The following is an 11,991-nucleotide window of genomic DNA, read 5'->3' as shown; positions in this document are numbered from 1 at the left end:
CGGCACTGGCGCCGATCCGAACAGGTCCGGAAAATGCGCCCATTTGTCGGCCCCGGCACGGTGTCAGGCGTCGATGCGTTCCCGGTCCAGACTCGCCGCCCCGGCGATGATGAAGTCCTTGCGGGGCGCGACATCCGAGCCCATCAGCAGGTCAAAAGTCTCCTCGGCCTGCTTGGCGTTGTCGATGCCGACCTTGCGCAGGGTGCGGTGCCGCGGGTCCATGGTGGTCTCGGCCAGCTGCTCCGCGTCCATCTCGCCCAGGCCCTTGTAGCGCTGGATCGGTTCCTTGTACCGCTTGCCCTCCTTGGCGAGCCGCGCCAGCAGCACATGGAGTTCCGCTTCCGAATAGGTGTAGATCATCTCGTTGGCCTTCTGGCCGGCGTTGATGACCTCCACCCGGTGCAGCGGCGGGACCGCGGCGAAAACGCGTCCCTCCTCGATCATGGGCCGCATGTAGCGGAAAAACAGCGTCAGCAGGAGCGTGCGGATGTGGGCGCCGTCGACGTCGGCGTCGGTCATCAGGATGACCTTTCCGTACCGGGCCGCGCTGATGTCGAAGCTCCGGCCGGACCCTGCCCCGACCACCTGGATGAGGGCAGCGCATTCGGCGTTGGAGAGCATGTCGCCTACCGACGCCTTCTGGACGTTGAGGATCTTGCCGCGGATGGGCAGCAGTGCCTGGAAGTCGGAGGACCGCGCCAGCTTGGCCGTGCCGAGCGCGGAGTCACCTTCGACGATGAACAGCTCGGAGCGCGCGACGTCGTCCGTGCGGCAGTCCGCGAGCTTGGTGGGCATCGAGGAGGTCTCGAGGGCGTTCTTGCGGCGCTGGGTTTCCTTGTGGACCCGGGCGGAGATGCGCGACTTCATCTCGCTGACGACCTTTTCCAGCAGCAGCGCCGACTGGGCTTTGTCGTTGCGGTTGGATGAGGTCAGCTTGGCGTTGATCTCCTGTTCCACCACCTTGGCCACGATGGCCCGCACGGCGGAGGTGCCCAGGATTTCCTTGGTCTGGCCCTCGAACTGCGGCTCGGCGAGCCTGACCGTCAGGACTGCGGTGAGCCCGGCGAAGATGTCGTCCTTTTCGATCTTGTCGTTGCCGGCCTTGAGCTTGCGGGCGTTGGTTTCGACCGCTTTGCGGAAGGTCTTCAGGAGCGCCTGTTCAAAGCCGGACTGGTGGGTTCCGCCCTTGGGTGTGGAGATGATGTTGACGAAGGTGCGCACGGTGCTGTCGTAGCCGATGCCCCAGCGGAGGGCGACGTCCACCTCGCAGTCCCGCTCGACTTCGGTCAGGTGGCTGTGGCCCTTGTCGTCCAGGACCGGCACGGTTTCCTTGAACTTGCCGGCGCCGTGAAGCCGCCAGATGTCCGTGACGGCGGGGTCGGCGGCGAGAAACTCGACAAACTCGGAGATGCCGCCGTCGTGGTGGAACACTTCCTCGTGCGGGCCGGACTCGCCCGGGGTGCCGGGGAGCTTGCGCTCGTCCCGGACGGTGAGTTTCAGGCCCGGGACCAGGAATGAGGTCTGCCGGGCGCGGGCGGCGAGCTCGTCGTAGGAGAACTTGGCGTCCGGGGTGAAGATCTGCCGGTCGGCCCAGTAGCGGATCCGGGTGCCGGTGACGCCGCGCTTGGCCTTGCCCACGACATCCAGGACGGAGCCGTCGATGAAGGGCGAGAAGACCGACGCCGGGTCCGGCCGGGTGCCGGTGTCCTTGAAGCGGCCGGGCTCGCCGCGGCGGAAGCACATCCGGTAGGTCTTGCCGCCGCGGTCGACTTCGACGTCGAGACGGGCTGACAGCGCGTTCACGACGGAGGCGCCGACGCCGTGCAGGCCGCCCGAGGCGGTATAGGAGCCCCCGCCGAATTTGCCGCCGGCGTGGAGTTTGGTGAAGACGACCTCGACGCCGCTCAGCCCGGTTTTCGGTTCGATGTCCACCGGGACGCCGCGGCCGTCGTCGTGGATCTCCACCGAGTTGTCCGCGTGCAGGATGATTTTGATGTCATGGCCGAAACCGGCGAGGGCCTCGTCCACGGAGTTGTCGATGATTTCCCAGAGGCAGTGCATGAGTCCGCGGGAGTCGGTGGAACCGATGTACATGCCCGGGCGCTTACGGACGGCTTCGAGGCCTTCCAGCACGGAGAGATGCCGGGCGGTGTAATCAGAACTTGGTGCCACGGGGCGGAAACTCCTTCAGGAACGGGGCCGTCGCTACTGGACGGGCAATGCTGTTTGGCGCTCTTCCTAGGGTAGTCGGACTGCCGGCGTGCGGCGTGCTGCCACTCCCCGGCGGCTCTACGCGCCGGAACCCGTTACCGAGACGTGATACGCGTACAGCGAAAGTGGGCCATCCCAGCCATGGTTTCGCTGCGAATGCTGGTTATATAGGTATACCGATCTACCAAGGAGGCCGAACATGACAACAGCAGTTGCGGACCGCACACTCACCACCGTCGACCGGTGCGATCGTTGCGGAGCACAGGCGTATGTCCGGGTTGTTCTCGGCGCCTCCGGAGGTGAGCTTCTTTTCTGCGGCCACCACGCCCGCGCCGTAGAACCGACGCTCCGGCCGCTGAGCTCCGACTGGCACGACGAGACGGCTCGTCTTCACGAGAAGCCGCCGGTCCCGGTCGACTAGAGTCCGGTCGCTAAGACCACATGAGAAAGAGCCCTTCCGATTCCGGAGGGGCTCTTTCCGTGTTAACTGAACTATTAAACAAGCAACGCGGGGTCGCCTCCGGCCCATTCCTCCGGGGAAGACGGGCGGGAGGTGGCCCCGCGTCGTTTGGTGCGTGCCTAGTCCAGGTAGTCCCGGAGGACCTGGGACCGCGACGGGTGCCGCAGCTTGGACATGGTCTTGGATTCGATCTGGCGGATGCGCTCACGCGTGACGCCGTAGACCTTGCCGATTTCGTCTAAAGTCTTCGGCTGTCCGTCGGTGAGGCCGAATCGCATCGCGACCACACCGGCTTCCCGTTCGGAGAGGGTGTCCAGCACCGAGTGCAGCTGTTCCTGCAGCAGGGTGAAGCTCACGGCGTCGGCCGGGACCACGGCCTCGGAGTCCTCGATGAGGTCACCGAATTCCGAGTCGCCGTCCTCGCCCAGCGGGGTGTGCAGGGAGATCGGCTCGCGGCCGTACTTCTGTACTTCGACGACCTTTTCGGGGGTCATGTCCAGTTCGAGGGCCAGCTCTTCCGGCGTGGGCTCGCGGCCGAGGTCCTGCAGCATCTGGCGCTGCACGCGGGCCAGCTTGTTGATGACTTCCACCATGTGCACCGGGATGCGGATGGTGCGGGCTTGGTCGGCCATGGCGCGGGTGATTGCCTGGCGGATCCACCAGGTGGCGTACGTGGAGAACTTGAAGCCCTTGGTGTAGTCGAACTTCTCCACCGCGCGGATCAGGCCCAGGTTGCCTTCCTGGATCAGGTCCAGGAAGAGCATGCCGCGGCCGGTGTAACGCTTGGCCAGCGAGACGACGAGGCGGAGGTTAGCCTCCAGCAGGTGGTTCTTGGCACGCTTGCCGTCATGGATGACGAATTCGAGCTCGCGCTTGAGCTTCGGATCCATGGACCCGTCGTCGGCCGCGATCTTTTCCTCGGCAAAGAGTCCGGCCTCGATACGCAGGGCGAGGTCGACTTCCTGCTCGGCGTTCAGCAGGGCTACCTTGCCGATCTGCTTCAGGTAGTCCTTGACGGGGTCCGCGGTGGCGCCGGCGGACATGACCTGCTGCACGGGGGCGTCGTCGTCGTCGGCGTCTGAGTAGACGAAGCCGGTGCCGGTGGCGCCGGCGGCGGCCTTGGCCGGGACCTCCTCGCCGTCTTCACCGATCTCAACGGCGTCGACCACAACGTCGTCGAGGTCAACCTCGACGTCGTCATCGGCGTCGTCGTCACCGTTGGCGGCTTTGCCGGCTGCCTGTGCAGCGGCCTTAGCGCCGGGCTTGGGCCCGCGCTTCTTGGGTTCAGGCTTGGCGACTGCCGACGCGGTGCCGTCACCGTCGGCCAAGGCAGCGTCTTTGACAGCCTTGTTGGCTGCGCGCGTGGCAGCGCGCTTGGCGCTCGTCGCCGCCTTCTTCTCCTCGGGGGACAATACGGCCTGGTCGGCGGGTTCCTTCTTCGCGGAAGACGGGGTCACAGAAAACCTTTCTAGCGGCGGTCTGTGGAATCACCATACGGGCAACACCACTATGACCCTGTCAAGTCCGTGTTTCACATCAGGTGCAATCACGACCAGCAGAGCCACTAAGTAGAACTCCTGGGGCGACCGTAATGTTCCCTGTTTCCAAGGTCTAGTACGAGCACTTAATACACGGACCCAACCGGGTCTCGGCAACCATTGTCTCACGATTTTCTGAATCGACACCGATCGTCGGCGCGGGGGCGCAATATCCTGCCACGTGCGCCGCGACCCCTCAGGGTCCGGGACGGCGCGGCCCGCCCTCGGCTGCCGGGGTACCACGCCGGGCGTACCTCACTGCACGATGGCTTCCGTCAGGCCACGTCCGGTTTGAACCTTTGCCAGGCCGTCTCCCTCCTGCCCGCCCAGCCGCAGAGCGTCCCGCGGCCTGCCAGCTCGTCCAGCAGTGCAGCCAGGCGGTAGCCCGGGTGTTCCTGGTCCGCGCGGCTGAACAACGCATGGGCGTAGGACCCCTTGCCCCGGCACCATTCAATCCAGCCCCGACCGGTCAGTGCGGCGGCTCCTGCCTCGCCGCCGGCCGTACCCAGTTGCTCGAGAATCCGCTCCAGGCTTGCCATCCTGGTCCAGTCGGGCACCGGTGGTGCCAGACCCAGCAGCACTTCCCCGTAGCCTGCCACCTCCGGCGGCGGTTGCTTCACAAAGGCGCTTCCGCGCCCGGCACCCCGGCGGCGTGGCTCCCGTGGCGGGAATCCGTCCAGCGGCGGCAACGGAGCAGGCGCCCGCGCCGCCGGGCCGGATCCTGGCAGCGAGCCGCCCCGCCCGGCGTCGGGCGTCCCGGCGCCCGGTGTGTTGGAGTCCCCCGCACCCGCGTCGGAGGAACGGGAGTCCCGTGCGCCCGCATCCGGTGCACGCGCGCCCGAGGCACCCGCATTCGATACCCCGGGGCCCGAGGCGAAAGTATTCGATGCCCCCGTGCCCGGTGCACCATCGTCGAAAACACCGAACTCCTCGGCGCCGCGCTTGGCGGCCTCCGGCCCGGCGGCAGCCATCACCAAGATGGCGTCGCGCCAGGGCAGAACGCAGAGGGAGGCCCTCAGGTAGCCGGTGAGCGCTGCCGGTAGTTTCGGCAGCGGCGCGGCGGCGTTCAGCACCCGCGACCACACGTCCAGGACCTGGCCGAACTGCACGCTGTCCCGGGCTCGGGCCGAGAACAGCTCCGCCCAGTCCCGTTGGGCGTTCAACACGGCGGGATCCGCCGCCGGTGACATAGGGGGATCGGCACCCGGGGCCGCGCCGACGGTACTGCCCCGGAAGACCATCTCGGCGTTGAGGCGGCTGTTCCGGATTTCTTCCACGGGCCGGCCCGGAGGCGCGCAGCACGACGGGTCGAGGCAGTAGGCATTGCGCCAGTAGTCGGCGCCAACGACCCAGGCGTCCCGGACCGGCAGGCCGGCGTCGTCCAGTGCCTGTTCGAGCTCCGTCAGGAGGTTCGTCCACGGCGCGCCCGCCGCGTCGGTTTCGGTGAAGAAGGCCAGCAGTGAGCCGTCCGCTTCGTTGTCGGCCTCCAAATAGGACGCCACGGTACGCGCGAAACCTGCCGGTCCGGCAGGACCATACGTCCCGGGCGTATCAGCGCCGGGAAGGTCCACCCGCAGGGTGGCTCCGAGCCGCTTCCCCTGCATGGTCATGGCCACGAGGCTGCTGGACGGCCAGTAGCCAAGGGAGTGCGGTATAAACCCGAGGATGTCCTCCGGGCCCGTGATTCTCAGGTGATCTTGAGCTGTCATAAAGCCAGCTTGGCCGGGCCGGCGGACCCCCGTTAGTGGCCGCGTGTCCTATGTGGATAACCAGGATCAATAGCCGGGGTGGACAAACCAGGGTGGCCCCCTCGGGACAACGCTCCGAGGCACCGCCGCGTCACGAGGCAAGGCCCTGTCCCGCGGTCAGGGCGTCCGCCGTAAGGGCGTCCCGCGGTCAGGGCGTCCGGCGCCGCTCCGCACTGAGCCGGCGCTGTTCGGCGAGGGCCGCCAGCAGCGGAGGCACCACCACGCCCTGGGCAGCCATCTGCCGCCTCACTTTCCGCCGGATGACAAGGATGGCTCCGGCCCCTCCTCCCAGCAGGAGGAACTGCACGCTGAGGGCGATCCGGAACGGCTCGAGCCCGTACAGCTCGCCCCGGGAGAATCCGGTGGCATACAAGACATCGAGGACCAGTCCGATCAGGTAGATGGCCATCAGGGCGGCGATGAAGCCTCCCACGTTGACGATCCCGGTGGCGGTCCCGATGCGGTGCGCCGGGTTGAAGGTGCGGGCGAAATCGAAGCCGATCATGGAACCGGGGCCGCCGATGGCGAGCACCACCACCAGCCCGGCCAGCAGCCACAGCGGGGAACGTCCCGGGATGAGCAGGACTGCCGCCCACGCCACGGCAGTGGCCCCGGAGATCAGGAGCACCATGGTGGACCGGCGCAGCGGGTGCCGCGCAACGAAGCTGCCCATCAGCGGCCCGGCGGCGATGGCGGCGGCCACGTACAGCGTCATCAGCCCCGACACCGTGGGGGTGTCCAGGCCCTGCGCCGAGATCAGGAACGGGTAGCCCCAGGTCATCGCGAAAACGGTGCCGCTGAACTGGACGGTGAAGTGGCTCCAGAGTCCCAGCCGTGTTCCCGGCTGGCGCCAGGCGTGGGACAGCGAGACCCCGGTGGCGCGCAGCCCGCTGGACGGTTCCGGCACGGGGTGCCCCGGCGGGTGGTCCTGGAGCAGGGCCAGCACGAGCACCAGGGCCAGGGCCGACATGCCCGCCAGCGTCAGGAAGGCGGGGGTCCAGCCGGCGAGGTGCAGGATCATGGCGAACGGGACCACACTGAAGAGCTGGCCCAGCTGGCCGGACATACCGGTCAGCTGGGTGAGCAGCGGAACCCGGGCGGCGGCGAACCAGATCGGGAGCAGCCGGATGACGGAGATGAAGGTCATTGCGTCCCCGGCTCCCACCAGCACGCGGCCCAGCACACCGCCGGGGATGTTTTCGGCGAACGCCAGCTGAAGCTGTCCCAGCCCCATCAGCAGGGCGCCGCCGGCGATCATGGCCCGCGAACCGAAGCGGTCCACAAGGATGCCGACGGGAATCTGCAGGACAGCGTAGACGAGCAGCTGCAGCACAGTGAAGAAGGAGATTTCGGCCGCACTGGCCTGGAAACGTTCCGTGGCTTCCAGGCCCACGACGCCAAACGACGTCCGCTGGCTGACAGCCACGAGATACGCGAAGACCCCGATGATCCAGATCAGCCAGGCGCGGGGTGCAGTCACTCCCCTATTATGCCCAGCGGGTCCAAAAAATAGTATTTATTCGCCGGGTTCTTTACGGGCGAGGTACGCCTCAACGGCGGCGCCGAGGGCATCGGCGTTGGGCAGCTGGTCGTTCTCGTCGGCGAGCAGGGAACGCCGGACTGTTCCTTCCGCATTCTCGTCGTACCGGGTTTCGAGCCGCGAGACCACCTGCTGCACGTCCTCCGACGCGTCAATCTGCTCGGCGATCTGGCGTCCGACGTCCCGGCCGGCTTCGCGGAGCCGGTCAGTGGGGAGCATCAGCGAGGTTGCCGCCCCGAGGTATTCCAGGCCGGCGACGGCGGCAGTGGGGTATTCGGCCTCGGCCAGGTAATGCGGAACATGCATGACATAGCCGGCGACGTTGCGCCCGGCATCCGTCAGCCGCAGCTCAAGGATGTGCCCGACGGCGGCGGGAACCTCAACGGTGGGCCGCCAGACGGAAATGCCTTCGATGAGGTCCGGCCTGTTGCCGTGCACCGTCACGCCCACCGGACGGGTGTGCGGCACGGGCATGGGGATCGAATGGATCCAGGTGACGAGGTTGACGTCCAGTTCCTCGACGATCCCGACGACGGCGCGCGCGAACCGCTCCCATTGCAGGTCCGGTTCGAATCCGGCCAGGAGCAGGAACGGGCTGCCAAGCCCGTCAACCAGCCGGTACAGTGCCAGTTCCGGCGCCTGGTAGTCCTGCAGGTGGTCCTCGACGAAGCTGATCTGGGGTCGCCGGGTCCGGTAGTCCATCAGCTGGTCGGCGTCGAACTCGGCCACCATCTCGGCATCCAGGGTGTCCAGCAGTTCGGCGGTGATCTGCTTGACGACGTGGCCCGCATCGGCAAACCCGGTAAATCCCATGACGAGGTTCAGTCCGCGCAGTTCGGGGCTGTGGAACAGCGCGTCATCACGCAGGTAAAGCGATTCGGGGTCCAGCAAGGAGCCGGAAATCCGTTCAATCACGGCATGTTCCTTTCGTCGTAGTCAGTGGGAGCGGCCGGAAGGCCCTGCGGGCGGCGGCGCTGTTACCGACTACAACACGCTGCGGAGCGGGCGCATTCCTGATCGAGGTGTGCTCCAGCTCTCATTCAATTGAACACCCGCGCCGGGGAGAGACTACGATCGGAGCTGGCCTTATGACGGCTTGAAGACACATGGGTTACGTCTCAATCCGACAGTGGCCTGGCTTCCATGGCAGGGCGCCGAACATGCAGTTCCTGCCGCAAAAACTCAGAGAATTGAGGACTGTCCTCGTGGTCAAGAACACCGAAGTGAAACTTAGTGCAATCGCTGGGGATCTGAAGAAGTCCCCCAGCGACGCCCTCGTCATCGGCGTGGGGCAGGGCACGGACGGGCCCGTCCTGCTCAGCAACCCCCTGACGGCCAAGGCCGCCGAGGCCCTCGCGGAATCACTCAGTGTTCTTGGCGTCACCGGCGCAGCCGACCAGGCCCACCGCCTCCCGGGCCTGGTCGAAGCCGGGGCGAAGGTGCTGGTGCTCGCCGGCGTCGGCAAGGTAACCGCCACGCAGCCGCTCACCGAAGAGGCCCTCCGCCGCGCCGCCGGCTCGGCCGTCCGCCAACTGGCCGGCGTCGGAACCGTCGCCCTGGCCCTCCCGACGTCGTCACTCGGCGACGTCGCCGCCGTCGCTGAGGGCGCTGCAATGGGCGCGTACTCGTTCACCGAGTACCGCTCCTCCAAGGACGGGCTCAAGGACCCGGTGAAGAACGTCGTGATCGTCACGGACTTCGCCGTGGACAAGGGCCTCAAGACGGTCCTGGACCGCGCCGCGCTCATCGGCAAGGCCGTGAACGCCACCCGCTCGCTGGTTAACCAGCCGCCGAGCCACCTCTACCCCGAGTCCTTCGCGGAGGCGGCCAAGGAACTGTCCAAGGGCCTGCCCGTGAAGGTAACCGTCTGGGACGAGAAGCGCCTGGAGAAGGAAGGCTTCGGCGGCATCCTCGGCGTCGGCAAGGGCTCCACCCGGCAGCCGCGCCTGGTCAAGGTCGAATACTCCCCCACCAGGGCCACCGCCAAGATCGCCCTCGTGGGCAAGGGCATCACCTTCGACACCGGCGGCATCTCGCTCAAGCCGCACCTGGGCATGGGCGACATGAAGTCGGACATGGCGGGCGCCGCCGTCGTCCTCAACACCGTGCTGGCCCTCGCCGGCCTGGGCCTGCCCGTCAAGGCCACCGCCTGGCTGTGCATCGCGGAGAACATGCCGTCCGGCGCCGCCCAGCGTCCCGCCGACGTGATGACCATCTTCGGCGGCAAGACCGTCGAGGTCCTGAACACCGACGCCGAAGGCCGGCTGGTCATGGCCGACGGCATCGTGGCCGCGAGCCAGGAGTACCCGGACGCCATCATCGATGTCGCCACCCTCACCGGCGCGCAGCTAATCGCCCTCGGCGACCGCACCGCCGGTGTGATGGGCTCCGATTCCGTCACCGGCCCGCTCAAGGCCGCCGCGGACCGCGCCGGCGAGCTGGTCTGGCCGATGCCGCTCCCCGAAGAGCTGCGCCCCAGCCTCGACTCACAGGTCGCGGATATCGCCAACATCGGCGAACGCCACGGCGGCATGATGACGGCGGCCGTCTTCCTGCGCGAATTCGTTGGCAAGGGCAAGGACGGCGAGCAGATCCCCTGGGCGCACATCGACATCGCGGGCCCGTCCTTCAACAACGGCAGCCCCTACGGCTACAACCACAAGCAGGGCACCGGCTGCACCGTGCGCACGCTGGTGGCCTATGTCGAGGACATCCTGGCCAAAACCGCCTAAAGGGAATCTTCCGGCGCTCCACGCGGCTTTGGGGCCGGGGCTGATCCCCCGGCCACAAAGGCGCGTGACACTGGACACAAGCGCTCCACAAACGCCACGGCAAGGTGGAGCATGTATTAGTGGTTCGCTAAGGTGAACACCGGTAGTCACAAATGAAAGGGAGCTCGCCTGCTGGCATAATCACGGCAGGGAAGTTCCAAGACCAGATGATGCGTACTCTCGTGTCATCGTTCACGCGAGGGAGCGTTTTAGTGGCCGATCAGGCAACTGCGCAAGAATTCGACATCCTGGTACTCGGCGGCGGCAGCGGCGGCTACGCCACCGCCCTGCGTGCCGTTCAGCTCGGCCTCACCGTCGGCCTGATCGAAAAGGGCAAACTCGGCGGTACGTGCCTGCACAACGGCTGTATCCCCACCAAGGCCCTCCTGCACTCCGCAGAACTGGCCGACCACGCCCGTGACTCGGCGAAGTACGGCGTCAACGTCACCCTCGACAGCATCGACATCACCGCTGTCAACGCCTACAAAGACGGCATCATCGCCGGCAAGTTCAAGGGCCTGCAGGGCCTCATCAAGGGCAAAAAGGGCATCACCGTCATCGAGGGTGAAGGCAAGCTCCAGGGCACCGACACCATCGTCGTGAACGGCACCGCGTACAAGGGCAAGAACATCGTCCTCGCGACCGGTTCCTACTCCCGCACCCTGCCGGGCCTCGAAATCGGCGGCAAGGTCATCACCTCCGATGAAGCCCTCACCATGGATTTCATCCCCAAGAGCGCGATCATTCTGGGCGGCGGCGTGATCGGCGTCGAGTTCGCCTCCGTCTGGAAGTCCTTCGGCGTCGACGTCACCGTCATCGAGGGCCTGCCGTCGCTGGTCCCGAACGAGGACGCCACGATCGTCAAGGCCTTTGAACGTGCCTTCAAGAAGCGCGGCATCAAGTTCTCCACCGGCACCTTCTTCCAGGGCGTCGAGCAGAACAACGACGGCGTCAAGGTCACCCTCGTGGACGGCAAGACCTTCGAAGCCGACCTGATGCTCGTCGCCGTCGGCCGTGGCCCGGTCACGGCCAACCTCGGGTACGAGGAGGCCGGCCTGACCATTGACCGCGGCTTCGTCATCACGAACGAGCGCCTGCACACCGGCGTCGGCAACGTCTACGCCGTGGGCGACATCGTCCCGGGCGTCCAGCTGGCCCACCGCGGCTACCAGCAGGGCATCTTCGTCGCCGAAGAGATCGCCGGCCTGAAGCCGGTTGTGGTCGAGGACGTCAACATCCCCAAGGTCACCTACTCCGAGCCCGAGATCGCTACGGTCGGCTACACGGAGAAGGCCGCCAAAGCCAAGTTCGGCGACGACCAGGTCCAGACCCAGGAATACAACCTCGCCGGCAACGGCAAGAGCTCCATCCTGGGCACGTCCGGCCTGGTCAAGCTGGTCCGCCAGAAGGACGGCCCCGTCGTCGGCGTCCACATGATCGGCGCCCGCATGGGCGAGCAGATTGGTGAAGCCCAGCTGATCGTGAACTGGGAAGCGTACCCGGAGGACGTGGCCCAGCTGGTCCACGCACACCCGACCCAGAACGAGTCGCTGGGCGAGGCCCACCTGGCCCTGGCCGGCAAGCCCCTTCACGGCTAGCAGTTCCGCCCGCACCACCGCAAGACCACAGGGCGTAGTGCACCCGGCCCCAAAAGCCGGGTGCACTAAGCTCGACCAAGGCAGCAATCATCCGCACCAAAGATCAATAAGGAGAACGGGGACGA

General features: G+C 66.7%; 8 protein-coding genes. 3 read left to right on the top strand and 5 right to left on the bottom strand.

The window, feature by feature from the left end:
• Positions 1-63: 63 nt before the first annotated feature.
• Complete coding sequence (locus tag ASE96_RS13585; RefSeq protein ID WP_056431359.1) at positions 64-2,172, bottom strand: DNA gyrase/topoisomerase IV subunit B; 2,109 nt, start codon at positions 2,170-2,172, stop codon at positions 64-66.
• Positions 2,173-2,410: 238 nt separating this feature from the next.
• On the opposite strand from ASE96_RS13585, the gene ASE96_RS18895 reads away from it, so the two are divergent.
• Positions 2,411-2,632: a DUF7455 domain-containing protein gene (locus ASE96_RS18895; protein ID WP_082492737.1), complete on the top strand. Its 222-nt coding sequence runs from the start codon at positions 2,411-2,413 to the stop codon at positions 2,630-2,632.
• A 158-nt stretch (positions 2,633-2,790) separates the two neighbouring features.
• Here ASE96_RS18895 and ASE96_RS13580 read toward each other — a convergent pair whose 3' ends face one another.
• The 4 genes from ASE96_RS13580 to ASE96_RS13565 all read right to left on the bottom strand — a co-directional run bounded on the left by ASE96_RS13580 (position 2,791) and on the right by ASE96_RS13565 (position 8,412).
• The gene (locus ASE96_RS13580; protein ID WP_056431356.1) at positions 2,791-4,128 is read right to left on the bottom strand and encodes an RNA polymerase sigma factor; all 1,338 of its coding nucleotides are present in this window, start codon (positions 4,126-4,128) and stop codon (positions 2,791-2,793) included.
• A 356-nt stretch (positions 4,129-4,484) separates the two neighbouring features.
• Positions 4,485-5,918: a DUF4192 family protein gene (locus ASE96_RS13575; protein ID WP_056431353.1), complete on the bottom strand. Its 1,434-nt coding sequence runs from the start codon at positions 5,916-5,918 to the stop codon at positions 4,485-4,487.
• Positions 5,919-6,105: 187 nt separating this feature from the next.
• On the bottom strand, positions 6,106-7,437 hold the full coding sequence (locus ASE96_RS13570; RefSeq protein WP_056431349.1) for an MFS transporter: 1,332 nt from the start codon (positions 7,435-7,437) through the stop codon (positions 6,106-6,108).
• 36 nt (positions 7,438-7,473) lie between these two features.
• A complete protein-coding gene (locus tag ASE96_RS13565; protein WP_056431346.1) occupies positions 7,474-8,412 on the bottom strand; it encodes a proteasome assembly chaperone family protein in 939 nt (312 codons plus the stop codon).
• Between the two features lie 290 nt (positions 8,413-8,702).
• Between ASE96_RS13565 and ASE96_RS13560 the strand changes: the two genes are divergently transcribed.
• Positions 8,703-10,229: a leucyl aminopeptidase gene (locus ASE96_RS13560; protein ID WP_056431341.1), complete on the top strand. Its 1,527-nt coding sequence runs from the start codon at positions 8,703-8,705 to the stop codon at positions 10,227-10,229.
• Positions 10,230-10,480: 251 nt separating this feature from the next.
• Complete coding sequence (lpdA, locus tag ASE96_RS13555; protein ID WP_056431338.1) at positions 10,481-11,866, top strand: dihydrolipoyl dehydrogenase; 1,386 nt, start codon at positions 10,481-10,483, stop codon at positions 11,864-11,866.
• Positions 11,867-11,991 lie beyond the last annotated feature (125 nt).

The organism is Arthrobacter sp. Leaf69 (genome assembly GCF_001422645.1).
In the GTDB taxonomy this organism is placed as follows: domain Bacteria; phylum Actinomycetota; class Actinomycetes; order Actinomycetales; family Micrococcaceae; genus Arthrobacter.
The sequence above is the reverse complement of the archived record's forward strand: the minus strand, read 5'-3'. Positions and strand labels throughout refer to the sequence as shown.